This is a genomic window from Halolamina pelagica (assembly GCF_900115675.1).
GTDB lineage: Archaea > Halobacteriota > Halobacteria > Halobacteriales > Haloferacaceae > Halolamina > Halolamina pelagica.
Genome location: NZ_FOXI01000003.1, coordinates 1 through 15553, shown reverse-complemented (window position 1 = coordinate 15553; position 15553 = coordinate 1). Strand labels below are relative to the sequence as shown.

The 15553-nt window shown below is 69.4% G+C and carries 15 protein-coding genes, 1 tRNA gene and 2 rRNA genes; 8 read left to right on the top strand and 10 right to left on the bottom strand.

Annotated elements, in window-relative coordinates; genetic code table 11:
* The first annotated feature begins 125 nt into the window (after positions 1-125).
* Complete coding sequence (ncsA, locus tag BMZ83_RS04750; protein ID WP_074876213.1) at positions 126-1091, top strand: tRNA 2-thiolation protein NcsA; 966 nt, start codon at positions 126-128, stop codon at positions 1089-1091.
* Positions 1092-1110: 19 nt separating this feature from the next.
* Here the strand turns inward: ncsA and BMZ83_RS04745 are convergent, their stop codons facing one another.
* From BMZ83_RS04745 to BMZ83_RS04720, 6 genes are all read right to left on the bottom strand, one after another.
* Positions 1111-1899, bottom strand: coding sequence for a class I SAM-dependent methyltransferase (locus tag BMZ83_RS04745; protein ID WP_074876211.1), 789 nt, complete (start codon positions 1897-1899; stop codon positions 1111-1113).
* Between the two features lie 38 nt (positions 1900-1937).
* Entirely contained in the window at positions 1938-2795 is an 858-nt protein-coding gene (locus BMZ83_RS04740) for an NEW3 domain-containing protein (RefSeq protein WP_074876209.1), read from the bottom strand.
* Between the two features lie 44 nt (positions 2796-2839).
* On the bottom strand, positions 2840-4822 hold the full coding sequence (locus tag BMZ83_RS04735; protein ID WP_074876207.1) for a hypothetical protein: 1983 nt from the start codon (positions 4820-4822) through the stop codon (positions 2840-2842).
* Positions 4823-4888: 66 nt separating this feature from the next.
* Positions 4889-5722, bottom strand: coding sequence for a deoxyribonuclease IV (locus tag BMZ83_RS04730; protein ID WP_074876205.1), 834 nt, complete (start codon positions 5720-5722; stop codon positions 4889-4891).
* A 92-nt stretch (positions 5723-5814) separates the two neighbouring features.
* Positions 5815-7056, bottom strand: a complete 1242-nt coding sequence (locus BMZ83_RS04725) for an erythromycin esterase family protein (protein ID WP_074876203.1) — start codon at positions 7054-7056, stop codon at positions 5815-5817.
* Positions 7057-7105: 49 nt separating this feature from the next.
* Positions 7106-7924, bottom strand: a complete 819-nt coding sequence (locus tag BMZ83_RS04720; RefSeq protein ID WP_074876201.1) for a lipoate--protein ligase family protein — start codon at positions 7922-7924, stop codon at positions 7106-7108.
* Between the two features lie 98 nt (positions 7925-8022).
* Between BMZ83_RS04720 and BMZ83_RS04715 the strand changes: the two genes are divergently transcribed.
* From BMZ83_RS04715 to BMZ83_RS04690, 6 genes are all read left to right on the top strand, one after another.
* Positions 8023-8934 carry a serine/threonine-protein kinase RIO2 gene (locus tag BMZ83_RS04715; protein WP_074876199.1) on the top strand — a complete coding sequence of 304 codons (912 nt, stop codon included), beginning with the start codon at positions 8023-8025 and terminating at the stop codon, positions 8932-8934.
* A 48-nt stretch (positions 8935-8982) separates the two neighbouring features.
* Complete coding sequence (locus BMZ83_RS04710; protein ID WP_074876196.1) at positions 8983-9489, top strand: hypothetical protein; 507 nt, start codon at positions 8983-8985, stop codon at positions 9487-9489.
* Between the two features lie 109 nt (positions 9490-9598).
* The gene (locus tag BMZ83_RS04705; RefSeq protein ID WP_074876194.1) at positions 9599-10267 is read left to right on the top strand and encodes an MBL fold metallo-hydrolase; all 669 of its coding nucleotides are present in this window, start codon (positions 9599-9601) and stop codon (positions 10265-10267) included.
* 50 nt (positions 10268-10317) lie between these two features.
* A complete protein-coding gene (gene ligA, locus BMZ83_RS04700) occupies positions 10318-12477 on the top strand; it encodes an NAD-dependent DNA ligase LigA (RefSeq protein WP_074876191.1) in 2160 nt (719 codons plus the stop codon).
* Between the two features lie 61 nt (positions 12478-12538).
* Positions 12539-13123, top strand: a complete 585-nt coding sequence (locus BMZ83_RS04695) for a 2Fe-2S iron-sulfur cluster-binding protein (protein ID WP_074876189.1) — start codon at positions 12539-12541, stop codon at positions 13121-13123.
* Positions 13124-13219: 96 nt separating this feature from the next.
* Positions 13220-13645, top strand: a complete 426-nt coding sequence (locus BMZ83_RS04690; protein WP_074876188.1) for a CHY zinc finger protein — start codon at positions 13220-13222, stop codon at positions 13643-13645.
* A gap of 18 nt (positions 13646-13663) precedes the next feature.
* Here BMZ83_RS04690 and BMZ83_RS04685 read toward each other — a convergent pair whose 3' ends face one another.
* Positions 13664-14164 (bottom strand): hypothetical protein, encoded by a 501-nt coding sequence (locus BMZ83_RS04685; RefSeq protein WP_074876186.1) that lies wholly within the window; start codon positions 14162-14164, stop codon positions 13664-13666.
* Positions 14165-14271: 107 nt separating this feature from the next.
* Here BMZ83_RS04685 and BMZ83_RS04680 point away from each other — a divergent pair, with 107 nt between their 5' ends.
* Complete coding sequence (locus tag BMZ83_RS04680) at positions 14272-14721, top strand: universal stress protein (protein ID WP_074876183.1); 450 nt, start codon at positions 14272-14274, stop codon at positions 14719-14721.
* A gap of 244 nt (positions 14722-14965) precedes the next feature.
* Here BMZ83_RS04680 and BMZ83_RS04675 read toward each other — a convergent pair.
* From BMZ83_RS04675 to BMZ83_RS17090, 3 genes are all read right to left on the bottom strand, one after another.
* Positions 14966-15041, bottom strand: a tRNA-Cys gene (locus BMZ83_RS04675).
* 165 nt (positions 15042-15206) lie between these two features.
* Positions 15207-15328, bottom strand: a 5S ribosomal RNA gene (gene rrf, locus BMZ83_RS04670).
* 134 nt (positions 15329-15462) lie between these two features.
* Positions 15463-15553 (bottom strand): 23S ribosomal RNA (locus tag BMZ83_RS17090); the annotation flags it as partial.

Below are 15553 nucleotides of genomic sequence, written 5' to 3'. Positions count from 1 at the left end.
GCTTCGAACTTTCGAAACCAAAGCGCGTCCGTGATCGAACTGCGCGGACCGTGCTACGGCGCCCGGCCGACACGGCGACCCCGCGAGCGAAACCGGTATCCCCGCAGGTCGGTTAGCGCCGGCAAATGGACTGTGACCGGTGTGGGTCCGAGGCGGTGATGCACGCCGCCTACTCCGGGGCCCACCTCTGCGAGGAGCACTTCACGCGCTCGGTGGAGAAGCGGGTGCGTCGCCGAGTGCGCGAGGACAGCCTCGTCTCCCGCGAGGCGACGCCGGAGGAGCCCGAGACGTGGGTGATCGGGCTCTCCGGCGGGAAGGACTCGGTCGTCCTCACCGAGATCCTGGCGGAGACGTTCGGCGAGGACCCCCGGATCGAACTGGTCGCGCTGTCGATCCACGAGGGGATCGAGGGGTACCGCGACGAGTCACTGGCCGCGAGCGAGGAACTGACCGACGAGCTGGGGATCGCCCACGAGGTGGTCGGCTACGAGGAGGAGTTCGGCGTCCGGATGGACGACGTGGTCGAGGACGATCCGGAGAACATGGCGCCCTGTGCGTACTGCGGGGTGTTCCGCCGTGACCTGCTGGAGAACTACGCCGAGCAGCTGGGCGCCGACAAGCTGCTGACCGGCCACAACCTCGACGACGAGGCCCAGACGGCGCTGATGAACTTCCTCGAGGGCGACGTGAAGCAGGTCGCCAAGCACTTCGACGCCTCCATCGGCGGCTTCGACGACCGCGAGGAGAGCGACTCGTTCGTCCCGCGGGCGAAGCCGCTCCGGGACATCCCGGAGAAGGAGGTCGCGCTCTACGCCCACCTGGAGGACCTGCCGGCCCACATCACCGAGTGCCCCCACGCCAGCGAGGCGTACCGCGGGGAGATCCAGGAGTTGCTGCTGAAGCTGGAGGAGAACCACCCCGGGACGCGCCACTCGATCATGTCGGGCTACGAGGAGTTGGCCGAGTTGGCCGCCGACGCGTACGGCGGCGACGAGGACGGTGACCTGGGCGAGTGCGAGGAGTGTGGCTCGACGACCTCCGGTGACGTGTGCCGGAAGTGTCGGCTGTTGGCGTCGATGGAGGCGGTGTAGGGGATCCGCGGTCTGGCTCTCAGACCCGCGCCACGGTCACCTCGAACGGCACCACCTCGCGGCGCCGATACGCCTCCTCGCCCATCTCGCGGACCACGTCCCGCCCCATCTCGCGCCACGCGGCCCGGAGTTCGTCGTAGTCGGCGCCCGCCGCACGGATTTCCCGTTCGTGGTCCGCGATCCCCGCGCCGCTGGCTTTCCTCGCCGCACTCTCCATCGCCGGCTCGGAGTACGGCGGTTCGACCAGCTTCTCGTGGCGGTAGGTGCGCCGGCCGATCACGTCGAGGCCGGCCGCCTCGAACAGGTCGCCGACGCGCTCGCCCATCGCCACGTCCGTCCCGACCCCATCGAGGTACGCTTGCCGGACCTCGCGTTCCAGTCGCTCCTCGGCGTCGACGGTCGAGGACACCTCGACGGCGGCGTTGTCGGGCTCGATCGCCGCGACGAGGTCCGAGGAAACCTGGGCGAACTCCCGAACCGCCGCGGCGGGGTCGGGGAGGTTGATGAGCAGCGCCTGACAGACCACGAGGTCGGCCGCGTCGGCGCGGAACGGCAGCCGGGTCGCGTCCCCGGTGACAGTCGGGATCCCGGTCCCCTCGCGAGCGACCGCCAGCAGCGCCCTGTCGGCGTCGACGCCGATCACCTCGCCGGGAGCCTCCGCGGCGAGGACGCGGGTGAGTTCGCCCGTCCCACAGCCCACGTCGAGCACGCGGTCCCGGCTCTCGAGGGCCAGCGGGTCGAGCGCCGCGGTCGACTCCCACATCCCGCGGCGCGTGTGTTCGAGGTACTCCGGCGTGAACTCCCGCACGGGCGCCAGTGGTGCCGGAACGAGGAAAAGTGAGTCGGTCAGTCCCGTCGGGCGAGCGCGGCCGCGCCGGCGAGGACGGCGACGGCACCGAGCGCCGCGGGCGCGCCGAAGCCGGGCACCTCGGCGTTCGTCCGCTCGGTCGGGTAGCGCACGGTGACCGAGGCGTCCGACACGTCGAGGGGGTGGGTCCGGCTGTCGGCGAACGTCGCGAGTTCGTACGTCTCCGCGGAGTCGTTGATGGCGTCGAGGCCCACGAAGATGCGGAACGACGCCTCCACCGTCTCGCCCGGTTCGACGGGCCCCCAGGTGAACGTCCGGTTGCTCTGGTGGTACGTCCCGGTCTCGGAGGTGGCCGAGACGTGGTTCCAGCCGTCGGGCAGCGTCAGCGACAGCGAGAGCCCCTCGACCGGCTGGTCGCCGGTGTTGGTGAGCGAGAACGGGACCCGGATCCGCTCGCCGGGCTCGGCAGTGACCGAGGGCGACTCGAGAGTCAGCGTCGCGGTCGTGCGGACGGTGAGGTCCATCTCCCCGGCGACGTAGCGACGGGGGCGGGTCGTCCCCGCGTCGGCGACCGCGACGACGAGTTCGGCGTCGACCTCGTCCGCGACGGTCATCTCGTAGCCGCCGGAGGCGTTGGTCGTCGTCGTCGCCACGTCGTCGGGCGGGTTCGCGGCGATCTCGCGGAGTTCGCTCTCGGAGGCGTTACCGAGCCGGGCCTCGCTGCCGACGATCACCGTCGCGTCGGAGATGGCGCTCCCGTTGAGGTAGCTGACGGTACCCGAGAGGCTGGTGTCGGTCTGGACCGCGGGCGCCGCGGCCGCGTCGGCGGGCGCGGCGGCGACGGCCGCGGGCGCGACGACCAGCGAGAGCACGGCGACGAGGAGGAGGGGTCGCATAGCGGGCGTTGGGCGCGGAGTGGTAAGTCTCCCTCGGAAGCGGGCTACTTCGTGAGGAGGTCGTCGGGCGCAGACAGGGCCGGGTCCCGCTCCGACTCCGTCCGCCAGTCGAACCGGAAGATGCCGTCGACCGTCAGCATATCGGCGAGCTCGTCCCCCGAGACCGGTTCGGGGATGCAAACACTTGTTCCCGACAGCTGAAACCGGTCGGATAGTTCCTGGAAGCGGGAGGTCGAGACCCGTCCGATCAGGTCACGCTCGTTGGTGTCGAGTACGGTCGAGACGTGGAACTTATCGTCGGCTCGCTCGACCTGGAAGACGGTCGGGCAGTACCCGACTGGTCTGTGTGCGACCGGGAGTAATGCGTCCCCCAGATAGCGAACCGCGTCGATTCCCGTGAGGCGGGCGCTCGACGCGACCGATCGGCCGAGCACGAGGTAGACTGCCAGTTCCTGTGCCTCCTCGATCGAGAGCTGCTCGTCGGTCAGGCAGGCGACCGACACCGTGTCGAGAAGGTCCGTGAGTGCAGCCGTCGTCCGTTGCCCCCACACGAACGAGATCGCCCCCACCGATCCGTCGGGGCAATCCTCGAACGCGAGCACGCCGTCGGAACAGACGAACCCCTCCTCAGTGACGCGGTTCCCGTAGTGGACGTGGGCGTACTCCTCCGCGAGTAGTGAACGGAGTTCCGCCCGGGTGACGGACGGCCGGTACGTCGCAGTCGGGGTGGCATCGATCTTGAACCGGCTCCAGTCGACGGTAGTGAACCCCGCCCCGTACGGCGCCTCCCAACCGACGAACAGCACGGACGCGTCGCCCGATCGGCGCTCCTCGTGCTCGGCTGCCCTCTCGCGGGCGGGCGTCGGGAGTGCGGCGGTGCGGTGCGGGACGGCGGGGCTCGGCGAGAGATCGAGCGGCTTTCCGGTGTCGGGCGGCGACTGCCGCGGAACCCCGTCCGGGGTCACGTGAACTCGAGCGAGCGTACTCAGGAGGTAGGGGACTGCCTCGGCGGCGGCGGCGGTCGGCCGGAGCGTGCCGACCGCGTGCCAAGTCGGCATGTACGGCCGTATCGTCTCGAACGAGACTTCGAGATACTCCAGTAGCTGTCGGTGGATCGGCTCGTCGTAGAGCTCGGGCGGGTAAAACGGGAGCTCCGGCGCGATTTCCTCGTACTCGTAGCGTGGCAACGAGTAGTAGCCGTCGATCCGGACCAGACTGTCGAGCACGATGGCGTGGGCGAGGAGATCGTCCACCGACTGTTCCAGTTCGGCGCCCGCCCCGAGCGGTTCGACGTGCTGGGTACCGAGTCGGAGCTCCGCCCGGTCCCCGGACACGACGTCGGCGCCGAAGTAGTACGCCAGGGGAGTCACGCGGAGAACGTCCGCCGTATTCGGCGGAACGGCGACAGTCACGTCGGTATCGGGAACCGAGAGGCAGTCGGGGACGTCGAGTTCGTCGCCCGCTTCGATGGCGGGTGGGTGCCCCCGGAGCGTCGGCCACGACCGCTCGGCCGACCACTCCTTGATCGCGGACCCGAGGTGCGACGCCGCCGTCATCAGGTCCTCGGGATCGTCGGTCACGGTCATCGTCGCGATCGGCGAATCGTGGAACGAGCGGGCGCCGACGACGATGCGGGTCGGATCGTCGAACGTCAAGAGCAACGAATCGGGGTTCTCCGCGTCACCGACGAACCGGCCGGTCATCTCCCCGTCGACGTACACGAGGAGCTTCATCGCCGTGGTGATATCGACGTACGTCTCCCCGTCGATCGAAAACGTGCCTCCCGTGAGCGAGCCGTAGTTCTCGCCGTCGACGCGCCGGAGTTGGGTGGCGGGTGCCCCCTGAACCTCCATCGACGAGGTCTCGACGCTCACCGCGGCGTCGACGGGCACGTCGAACCACGCGTCGGTCGCGGGCGTGACCGAGGTGGCCCCGTCGACGTCCACCACGACCTCGCCGCTGCCGGCCTCGTCCCGGACGGTCAACTCGCCGTCCGAGAGCGAGAACGAGACGGCGTCCTCGGTCATCGGCCCCTCGCAATCATGACCGAACGGAGTTGGTTGAGACGTATATGCGTTACTGCGGTCGCCGACCTACTCCTCACGCAGTTCCCGAACGTGGTCGACGTTCCAGGCGTAGCTCCGGCCGTCCTCGGTCGGCGTCTCCAGGACGAACGGCTGATCGCGCCACTGCGGGTGGTTGACGATCCGGCGCATCCCGTCGTCGCCGATGTGGCCGTCGCCGATGTGGGCGTGTTCGTCCTTGTGCGTCCCGCAGGCGTGTTTGGAGTCGTTGAGGTGGATGCAGTGGAGGTACTCCGTGCCGATCACGTCGTCGAACTCCGCGACCGTCTCGTCGACGGCCTCGGGGGTGGAGAGATCGTAGCCCGCCGCGAACATGTGGGCGGTGTCGAGACAGACGCCGATCTCCTCGTCGGTCCGGTCGATGACGCTCGCGAGGTGCTCGAACTGGCCGCCGAGCTTGGTGCCGCTGCCGGCGTCGCTCTCGACGAGCACGGTCACGCCGTCGGGCACGTCCAGCGAGTCGATCACGTTCGCGGCGTTCTCGAGGCCGCCGTCGACGCCCGCGCCCGTGTGGGCGCCCAGGTGGACGTTGACGTAGTCGATGTCGAGCTTCTCGGCGGCGGCGACCTCCTGCTGCATCGAGTCGCGGCTCTTCTCGCGGAGGTCCTCCTTGGGCGTACAGAGGTTCACGAGGTAGGAGGAGTGGATCACCCACGGGCCCGCGAGCTCCTCGTCGGTCCCCTCGCGGAACGTTTCGGCCTCGTCGTCGGTGATTTCGCCGTGGTCCCAGACCTGCGGCGAGTGGGTGAACACCTGCCCGCAGTTGCCGTCGATCTCGACCTGCCGCTCCACCGCGTTGTCGACCCCGCCCGCGATGGAGACGTGCGCCCCGATTTTGAGCATGGTTCGAGTCCGCGAGCGACCGGCAAAAAGTGTTCGAAGGCGGGTGATACGGCCACCGAGCGGTGATCGGAGGCCCCGCCGGCGGTCCGCACTCAGCCGTCGAGCCCGAGGTGACGGGTCGGCCCGGTCGTCCCGACGAACGCGAAGCCGTCGAACTCGGAGAGGTCCGACGCGACGTAGGTCAGCGACTCGCCGTCCTCGACCATCCCGCTGATGCGGTGGCGCCGGGTGTCGGCGGCGAGCCAGTCCGCGATCGGCGCCCGCTCGTGGAGAGCCGCCGTCGAGACGAACGGCGCCGCGACGTCGAGTCGCGAGAACGCGTCCGGAATCGATCCTGCGGGTGGCTCCGGAACCGTCGGTGTCGCCGGCCCCATCGTCTCGGCGTCCATCGCGAGGTATTCGCCGCTCCCGAGACCGATGCCGATCGGGACGTAGTCGTCCCCCCGACTCGCCGCGAGGCGGTCGCCCATCGTTCGACCGGAGAAACCCAGCATCCCGTCGGACAGTTCGCCCCGGGCGACGTGGACGTTGTGGCCCCAGAGCACCGCCCGGTCCGCGCCGGCGTCGCCGACGATCCACGACGCGTTGGCGGCCATCGCTTCGTCCCGGAGCGCGAACCGGTCTTCCGCGTCGGCGGTGGCGAGGTCGCCGGCCTGCGCGAGCAGCGCCGGCTGCCGTCGCGCGAACGCGAACTCCCGGCCCGAGCACCGCGCTGCCCACTCGTCCCCGTGGTCCTCGAACAGCGGCGGGAGCGTGTCGACCAGCCACTCCGACGCAGCGACCGCGGCGCCGTCGTCATCGCCGGCGAGCGTCGCCAGACGGTCGCGCACGCCGGGCGCGTCGGCGTCGACGGCGTCGAAGAACGTCGAGAGGGCATCCGCCGCACGGCCGAAGGAAGTGGTATCGAAACCGTACACCCGGATCCGGTCGTCCGCCGACCGGTCCTCGTTGAACGCCCGCATCCACTCGAACAGGTCGACCAGTTCTGCGGTCTTCCACGGCCAACTGATGCGGGCCTCGACGAGCTGCTCCCCGATATCGCCCGCCCCATCAGCGACGTACGCGTCGACCTGGCGGGCCCAGTTCGGGTCGACCTCCAGCGCGAACGCGCGAACCCCCAGCTCCTCGACGGAGAACCGGATCAGCCGACGTTTGAGCCGGAACTGTGACCGTGCGCCGTGGGACGTTTCGCCGAGTCCGACGAGGGAGGCGTCGGCGAACACGTCCCGGAGGCCGTCGGCTGCAGCGGCGTTGATCGGCGTCTCGGGGTCGGTTCCACCCAACGGAACGACGGCGTCGCGAAGTTCGGCGATCGGCGGGCTCGGGTCGGCCATCGCGACGCACGAGCGGCCGCGGCCGACAAAAGTAGTTGGATCGTCGAGGCTACCGCTCGGCCCCGCGCTCCCTGATCCACGCGTCGCTGCGGTACTTCTCGTCGGCGATCTCCGCGGCGCGATCGAGTTCAGCGTCGGTCCACGACCCTTCGTCGGCGTCGGCCCACTCGGCCAGCCCCGTCTCGACGGCGTCGACAGCCTCGGTGCGACTCACATCGACGATGTCGGTGATGCCCGCCACGCGCGCTTCGAACTCCGTGACGCTCACGTCCGGATCCGAGAACACCGCGAGGTGTGCGTCCGGCCGGGCGTCGTAGGTGATCGAACCGTGCTGGATCACGGCGTCTTTCCGGCGGTACTGGGCGTTACCGGCCAGCTTCCGTCCCGCGCCGCCGTCGCTCACGATGTCGTGGGCCGGGTGCAGGCCGCGGAGGTAGCAGGCCGGCTGGTAGATCGGCGGGCGCTCCTCGTCGACGAAGTCGGCGTCGACGCCCAGCCGGGCGAAGGCGTCCAGGATCGGCGGGCAGAGTTCGTGGTAGCTCTCGATGAGTTCGCCCGGGAGCTCGTCGGCCGGCGCGGCGATGGAGTACGCGATGTCGCCCTCGTTGTCGTGGTAGATGCCGCCGCCGCCGGTCTGGCGTCGGGTCACGTCGACGTTCGCCGACTCGCAGTGGTCCCAGTCGACGGTGTCGACGGACTGCCCGTAGCCCATCGAGAGACAGGAGGGTGCCCAGCGGTACACGCGGACGGTTCGTGGCCCCCCGGACGCCGCCGTCTCGGCGGCCACCTCGTCCAGCGCCATCTGCAGCGGGCCGGGGCGGGCCTCCTCGCGGATCAGCCGCCACTCCCGGTCGGCGTGGTCGGTCATGGTCGAGCCTGGGTGGGCGGCGGGAAAAGCGGTTGCGGTGGGCTGCGCTCGTGGCGTCGACGCGGCACCCTTTTTCCCGGGCAGTACGGAGTAGACGTATGGTCGGCAACGTCGCGAGCGTGATGGCCGAGCTCGAACCCGAGGACTTCTACCTCCTCTCCGGCCTCGAACAGGGGATGCGCTTCTCGGAGTGGGTCCAGCGCGAGAAGCTCCCCGAGTACGCCGACATGACCGCCGAGGAGGTCGACTACCGGATCGACCGGTGTGCCGACCGCGAACTCATCGAGCGCAAGACGATCCAGTACGAGGGCTACCGGCTCACCTTCGAGGGGTACGACTGCCTCGCGCTGCGGGCCTTCTCCGAGCGCGGCACCATCGAGGGGATGGGCGCCCCCCTCGGCGTCGGCAAGGAGAGCGACGTGTACGAGGTGCAGTCCTACGAGCCGATGGCGCTGAAGTTCCACCGCGAAGGCTACACGGAGTTCCGGAAGGTCGACAAGGAGCGGGAGTACACCGCCGACAGGAACCACGTCTCGTGGTTCTACACCGCCCGGAAGGCCGCCGAGCGGGAGCACGAGGTGCTCGCCGACCTCTACCCCGACGTGTCGGTCCCCCGGCCCGTCGACCAGAACCGGCACGCGATCCTGATGGAGAAGTTCGCGGGCGTCGAGCTCGAACGCGCGTCGCTCCCGAGCGAGCAGGTGGTCGGCGTCTGTGACCTCGTGCTGCGGGAGGTGCGCGACGCCTACGACGCCGGCTACGTCCACGCCGACATGAGCCAGCACAACGTCGCCGTCGCCGAGAGCGGCGTCACCGTCTTCGACTGGCCCCAGGCGGTCGCGACCGACCACGAGAACGCCGACGAGTTCCTCGAACGCGACGTGGAGAACGTCGTGAGCTTCTTCCAGCAGAAACATCCACAGGAGATGCCCGACGACGTGAACTACCGAGGGCTCGCGGACGCGGTCGCGGACGGGGAGTTCGGCAGCGTTTCGAAGTTCGCGGAGTGACGCCGGGTCCGGCGCTAAGCACTTCGTGACGCGGCCCCTCGAACAGCCATGGCCACGACACCGACGCGCCGAGCCTACCTGTCGGCGACTGCCGGCCTGCTGACCGTCGGTCTCGCCGGGTGTTCGGGCGATTCCGGGACTGACCCGCCCGAGACGGGCGACGAACCCTCCGAGACGGAGTCGGGCACGGCGGCGGAACTCGACCTCCGGGAGGCGAACGTCGTCGGCGTGGGCGTCGAGTCCGTCGACGGCGGCTATCGGTTCGACGTGACGCTGTACCACGACGACGACGGCGAGGACGGCTACGCGAACTGGTGGCAGGTCGAGTCACGGGACGGCGACCGGCTGGGCCGACGTGAGCTCGCCCACGCACACGGCACCCAGGAGTTCACTCGCTCGGCGACGGTCGAGATACCGGAGGGCGTCGAGACGGTCGTGGTCCGCGGCCACGATCAGACCCACGGCTACGGGGGACAGGCGATGTTGGTGACGATCGAGACGGGGGAGACCGAAGCCCTCCGGCAGGGGCGCGAACCCGACGAGTTCGGCGAGTGAGGACGCGGCAGCCGACGACTGCGAAGTCGGGACCCGGAAAGCGTTGGCTCCCGAGCGGACCGCGGTCGCCGCCGTCAGTTCTACCACCCTCCGGACCCAACGCCGGCGCATGGAGCTCACCGACCACGTCTACAGTCTCCCAGTCACGCTCGAACTCGGCGGGGCCGAGCGAACGTTCACGCCGACCGCCGTCGAGACCGAGGCGGGCCTGATCCTGTTCGACACCACCCTCCCGGGCCACGCCGACGCGCTCGAGGACGCGCTGGGCGAGCACGGCTTCGGCTTCGACGACGTGCGCTTCGTCGTCCTCACCCACCACGACGGCGATCACGCGGGCGCGCTCGCGACCATGCAGGAGCGCACGGGGGCGCCGACGTTCGCCCACTGGGCCGAGGCGCCCTACGTCGACGGCCGTGAGTTCCCGGTGAAAGCCGATGACGACCGCTACCCGCCGGCCCGCGTCGACGTGGAGGTCATCGACGGCGTCGGGTTCAGCACGCTCGCCGGGCCGATCGAACTGGTCGAGACGTTCGGCCACACCCGCGGGCACTCCTCGTTCCACCTGCCGGAGGAGCAGTTGCTGATCGCCGGCGACGCGCTGACCGCCGCCGACGGCGAACTGCAGGGCCCGGCCGCACAGCACACCCCGGAGATGGCGCAGGCGATGGAGTCGGTCGCGCTGCTGGGTGAACTCGACGTGGAACACACCGTCTGCTTCCACGGCGGCTACGTCGACGCCGGCAGCGAGCGCATCCGCGAGATCGCGAACGGCGAGTAGCGCGACGCGACGGCCACCGTTTTTTACCGCCGCCCGCCCCAGCCGGAGCCATGACCGAGGAGGCGCCGGCGGACAACCCGTACGTCCGCGACCCGGACACCGAGTTCGCCCCGACGGGGGAGCTGTCCGCGGACGACGCTCGCGAGCAGGCCGACCAGCTCCGGGAAGCGATCCGCTACCACGACTACCGCTACTACGTCGAGAACGACCCCGTGATCTCGGACCGGGCGTACGACGAACTGTTCCGGCGGCTGGAGGCGTTGGAGGCGGCGTTCGACCTCGACGCCGAGGGCTCGCCGACCCAGCGCGTCGGCGGCGAGCCGGTGGACGAACTCGAGAGCGTCGACCTCGTGGTGCCACTGCTCTCGATCGACGCCTCGGGCGAGGTCGCGGACGTGCGCGCGTTCGACGAGCGCGTCCGGCGCGAACTCGGCGACGGCGCCGCGGTCGACTACGTCTGCGAGCCCAAGTTCGACGGCCTCTCGATCGAGATCGTCTACGTCGAGGGACGCTACGAGCGCGCGGCCACGCGGGGCGACGGCGAGACCGGCGACGACGTGACCGAGAACGTGCGCACGATCGCCTCGGTCCCGCAGCGGCTTCGGGGCGACCCCCCGGCCGTGGTCGTCGTCCGCGGGGAGATCCACATGCCGCTCTCGGCGTTCCAGGAGCACAACCGCGAGCGCGTCGAGCGGGGGGACGACCCCTTCGCCAACCCGCGCAACGCCGCCGCGGGGAGCCTGCGGCAGTTGGACCCCTCGGTGACCGCCGAGCGCCCGCTGGACTGTTTCTTCTACGACGTGCTCTGGGCCAGCGAGGAGGTGGTGCCGATCGGGGAGATGGGGCCCGACGACGCCGACGACGCCGCCTCCGTCGGCGCCGGCGGGGTCGGGGGTCTCGACACCAACTGGGACGAGTATCAGCGACTGCCCGAGTGGGGGCTGCAGGTCAACGACCGCCACGAACTCGTCGACGACGTCGACGGCGCGATCGCGTTCCGGGACGAACTGCAGGCGGTCCGTGACGACCTCGACTACGAGATCGACGGCACGGTGCTGAAAGTGAACGACCGCGAGCAGTGTCGGCGGTTGGGCACCACCTCGCGGCACTACCGCTGGGCGTACGCCTACAAGTTCCCCGCGCGGACGGAGGAGACCCGCATCGCCGACATCGTGGTGCAGGTGGGCCGGACCGGCCGGCTCACCCCCGTCGCGTTGCTCGATCCCGTCGACGTGGGCGGGGTGACGGTCTCCCGGGCGAGCCTGCACAACCAGTCCGAGATCGCGGAGCTCGGCGTCGACGTGGGCGACGTGGTCAAAGTCGAACGCGCCGGCGACGTGATCCCGTACGTCTCGGAGGTCGTCGAGGACAACGCCGAGGGGTACTTCGAGCTGCCCGACAGCTGTCCGGTCTGTGGCAGCGACGTGGAGGCCGACGGCCCGCTGCGGTTCTGTACGGGCGGGCTCTCCTGCCCGGCCCAGCTCAAGCGGTCGGTCGAACACTACGCGACCGACAGCGGGCTGGACATCGAGGGGCTGGGCGAGGAAGCCGCCGGCCAGCTGGTCGAGGAGGGGCTGATCGAGGACTCCGTCGCCGACCTCTACGAGATCGACGCCGCGGAACTCGCCGAACTGGAGGGGTGGGGCGAGCGGAGCGCCGAGAAGCTCCGCGCGGAGATCGAGGCCTCGAAGTCGCCGTCGCTCGGCGAGTTCCTCGCCGCGCTGGGGATCCCCGAGGTCGGACCGACGATGGCCGCGGACCTCGCGGCGGCCTTCGGCAGCGTCGACGCGCTGCTCGCGGCTGACGAGGCCGATATCCGTGAGGTCGAGGGGTTCGGGCCCACCGTCGCCGCCCACGTCGCGGAGTTCTTCGGCAACGAGCGCAACCGGCGGGTGATCGAGCGCCTGCGCGAGGCGGGCGTCGAGCCCGAGCCGCCGGCGTCGACGACCGCGGGGGACGAGCTCGAGGGGCTGACGTTCGTGTTCACGGGCTCGCTCTCGGTCACGCGCGACGCGGCGCAGTCGCTGGTGGAGCGCCACGGCGCGAACGCCACGGGGTCGGTGTCGGGCAACACCGACTACCTCGTCGTCGGCGACGAGCCGGGGCGGACCAAGCGCGAGGCCGCCGAGACCGAGGGAGTCCCGGTCGTCGACGAGGCGGAGTTCGCGGACCTGCTCGCCGAGCACGGGGTCGGGTATCCACCCGAGTGAACGGCAGCAGCCGACGCGCGGAATCACAACCACCTTAACCCGGGCACTCAATACTCCGAACATGGCTGTGAACACGACCGCGCTGGGCCTCGCCGTCGTCCTCAGCGGGGCAGTCGCGGTTTTCCACTACGTTCGCGGAACGGAGTGGGAGTCCGCCCCGGACATCTCCGAGGAGATGCTCGAACGCCGGGCCGCGAGCGTGCCCGAGACGGACTTCCCGGAGCCGTACAACCGATCGATCGGCGGCGGCGGCGCGCCCGCGGCCGCGGTCGGGGGGGAGGCCGCCGAGGAGGGTGAACTCGAGGGCGAAACCGACGAAGGGACCTCGGGCCCGGGCGACATCCCCGAGGACGAGGTGGAGTACTTCGAGGTGGAGTTCACCAAGCAGGGGGAAACCGTCGAACTTCCGAACAACCAGCCCATCCTCGACGCCGGCGAGGAGGAAGGGTTCGACCTGCCCTACGCCTGCCGGCAGGGCCAGTGTGTCTCCTGTGCGGGCCAGATTCAGGACGGCCCGAGCGAGGACTTCGTCGTCCACGACAACCAGGAGATGCTCTCCGAGTCGGAGATCGGCGAGGGGTACACGCTGACCTGCGTCGCCTACCCGCGTGACGACTTCACGCTCGAGACGGGCGAAGCACCCTAACGGGACGGCGAATGTTTTTCGAGCCGACCGCGACCCGCCAGCGACGCGTCCGTCATCGCCGACACGCCCTTGTCCCGAGGCACACGAGGCTGCGGCATGGAGGTCCACGGCCACACGGTCCGAGGGGTCGACGTCGGCCCGGAGACGCGGTGTCGCCACTACGACAGCGAACTCGACGTGATCGCGATCCGGTTCCCGTGCTGTGGGACGTTCTACCCCTGCTACGAGTGTCACCTCGCGGCGGTCGATCACGAGCCCGAACGGTGGGGGGAGGACGCGGGGCCGGCCGAGAACGGAAGCGCGGCGGAGCGAACAGCCGTCGAGGACCCAGGCTCGGCGGAGCGAACAGCCGCCGAGGAGGCGAACGCAGTGCTGTGTGGCGTCTGTGGCACGGTGTTGACCGTCGCGGAGTACGTCGACTGCGACGACCGGTGTCCGAACTGTCGTGCGGCGTTCAACCCGGGCTGCCGTCGCCACTACGACCGCTACTTCGCGAGCGAACTGTTCGAAACGGCGAACTGAGAAGGGTCGCGATCGGGTTCAGTACCGCGACGGCAGGTAGGCCGTCCCGATCAGGAGCATGCCCACGAGGCCCGTGAGGATGGAGACCCCCCAGAGCCCGTTGGTGTGCTCCTCGTACTGCGCTGTCTCGGTGTTGTACTGCCGGAGCGTGTCGAAGTTCGAGGAGATGACGACCTCCTCGCCCGAGTTGAAGTGGGCGAAGTGGGTCTCTCCCGAGAGCGTGACGTTGCCGTGCTGGCTGACCGTGGCGCTCTGGGTGCCGTTCTCGCCGTCCCACTCGATGGTCGCCTCGTAGGTCGTCCCGCCGCCGCCACCGTGGCCGCCACCGCTGGACTCGGTCGCCTCGATTGATGCGACGGTGTACGTCTGGCCGTCGACAGTGAACTCGTCACCCGACTGATACACGTTGTCAGCCCCCGCGTCGAACGCCGGCGCCTCGCCAGTGAGGACCAGTCCCAGCGACAGTGCCCCCACTACCAGGAAGAGAGCGGCGGCGACTGCCACAGCGCGTCGTTGCATGTCCTGATGGTGGTAGACCCGACGTAAAAACGGTTCCTCTTTCGGAAACAGCCCCGGGGGACCATCGCCGTGGTAATTTTGTAGTTGCCCCACCGATATCCGGACGAATGTACGACCGGATCCTGCTGTCGACCGACGGCACCGCCGCCTCCACCGAGGCCGAATCCCACGCGATCGAGCTCGCGGCGGCCCACGACGCCGAACTCCACGTGCTGTACGTGCTCGACGAGTCCGTCTACAACGCGTACAGCGGCGACGAGTACGTCGACGAGGCCGAGGGGCCGGAACACGGGCTCGAGGAACACGGGGAGGAGACCATCGCGGACCTGCGGGCGCGGGCGAGCGACGCCGGCGTCGACTGCGTCGACGCGATGCGGCACGGCCGCCCCTCGGACGTGATCGTCGACTACGCCGACGAGGCGGGCGCCGACCTGCTCGTGCTCGGGACGAAACGTCGCCCCGACGAGTACCGGACGCTCCTCGGGAGCGTCACCGACCGCGTGCTCCGCCTGACGAGCCGACCCGCGCTCGTCGTGAAGACGGAAGTCGAATCGTAGCTCGACGCCACGACTGGGCGACCTCGTTCCCCCCGTTCTCTACCAGCCGTCGCCGGGGCCGACGTTCTACGGACGGACCTCTGCCCGACACACCGACGGACGTGTCGCTTACGGGTTCCCGCCTCCGGGGGGGAGGGATCCGCCGACTTCGAGCGGACATCCCGCACTGAACGTGCAGGCCGGCCCGAATCGGGGGCGTTCGCGGTCCCACCGCTGATGGACCTCGTGTCGTTCGTGGAAAGAGAGCCAAGGGCCGGATTTGAACCGGCGATGGGCGGCTCTGCAGGCCGCTGCGTTAGGCCGAACTCTGCCACCTTGGCGCAGTCGACACTTGTAGACTCAGTCGTTTAAGCGTACCGTATCGGGCGCTTTCGCCCGTCGGAACTGACGAACGACAGCGAGCGCGGTCGCTCAAACGTCGATGAATGCCGAGTCGACGAGCGAGTCGCTTCTCGCTCGTCGACTCAAAATGACCGCAATGAATGGAGAGACGGCGAGTCAACTTTCCCAGCGGGTCGCCCACGCCAGTACTCGTCCACACGTAGGTGAGCTTAACTTCCGTGTTCGGGATGGGTACGGGTGTTACCTCACCACTCTGGCCGTCTCACGCCGAGTCGCGGAATCGAACCGCGATCATACCAGGCTCGGTCGAATCGGTCCGTCAAGACCGTGTATAAGCGTAGTCCAGTTCGCACCTGGACCCGTAAAACGGGTGCAGTGCAGAGATTTCTGATTACCGGATGAATGATGGCTTCGGGCTGTTAGTGCTCGCGGACTCAACGCCTCGTTGCCTTGGCGCGTACATCCCGAGTCTATCTAACTCCTCTTCTAC

What these genes read in the sequence shown, in the direction of transcription:
- ncsA (WP_074876213.1), top strand. Translation starts at nt 126, where the DNA reads ATGGACTGTGACCGGTGTGGGTCCGAGGCGGTGATGCACGCCGCCTAC.
- BMZ83_RS04740 (WP_074876209.1), bottom strand. Translation starts at nt 2,795, where the DNA reads ATGCGACCCCTCCTCCTCGTCGCCGTGCTCTCGCTGGTCGTCGCGCCC.
- BMZ83_RS04735 (WP_074876207.1), bottom strand. Translation starts at nt 4,822, where the DNA reads ATGACCGAGGACGCCGTCTCGTTCTCGCTCTCGGACGGCGAGTTGACC.
- BMZ83_RS04730 (WP_074876205.1), bottom strand. Translation starts at nt 5,722, where the DNA reads ATGCTCAAAATCGGGGCGCACGTCTCCATCGCGGGCGGGGTCGACAAC.
- BMZ83_RS04725 (WP_074876203.1), bottom strand. Translation starts at nt 7,056, where the DNA reads ATGGCCGACCCGAGCCCGCCGATCGCCGAACTTCGCGACGCCGTCGTT.
- BMZ83_RS04720 (WP_074876201.1), bottom strand. Translation starts at nt 7,924, where the DNA reads ATGACCGACCACGCCGACCGGGAGTGGCGGCTGATCCGCGAGGAGGCC.
- BMZ83_RS04715 (WP_074876199.1), top strand. Translation starts at nt 8,023, where the DNA reads ATGGTCGGCAACGTCGCGAGCGTGATGGCCGAGCTCGAACCCGAGGAC.
- BMZ83_RS04710 (WP_074876196.1), top strand. Translation starts at nt 8,983, where the DNA reads ATGGCCACGACACCGACGCGCCGAGCCTACCTGTCGGCGACTGCCGGC.
- BMZ83_RS04705 (WP_074876194.1), top strand. Translation starts at nt 9,599, where the DNA reads ATGGAGCTCACCGACCACGTCTACAGTCTCCCAGTCACGCTCGAACTC.
- ligA (WP_074876191.1), top strand. Translation starts at nt 10,318, where the DNA reads ATGACCGAGGAGGCGCCGGCGGACAACCCGTACGTCCGCGACCCGGAC.
- BMZ83_RS04695 (WP_074876189.1), top strand. Translation starts at nt 12,539, where the DNA reads ATGGCTGTGAACACGACCGCGCTGGGCCTCGCCGTCGTCCTCAGCGGG.
- BMZ83_RS04690 (WP_074876188.1), top strand. Translation starts at nt 13,220, where the DNA reads ATGGAGGTCCACGGCCACACGGTCCGAGGGGTCGACGTCGGCCCGGAG.
- BMZ83_RS04685 (WP_074876186.1), bottom strand. Translation starts at nt 14,164, where the DNA reads ATGCAACGACGCGCTGTGGCAGTCGCCGCCGCTCTCTTCCTGGTAGTG.
- BMZ83_RS04680 (WP_074876183.1), top strand. Translation starts at nt 14,272, where the DNA reads ATGTACGACCGGATCCTGCTGTCGACCGACGGCACCGCCGCCTCCACC.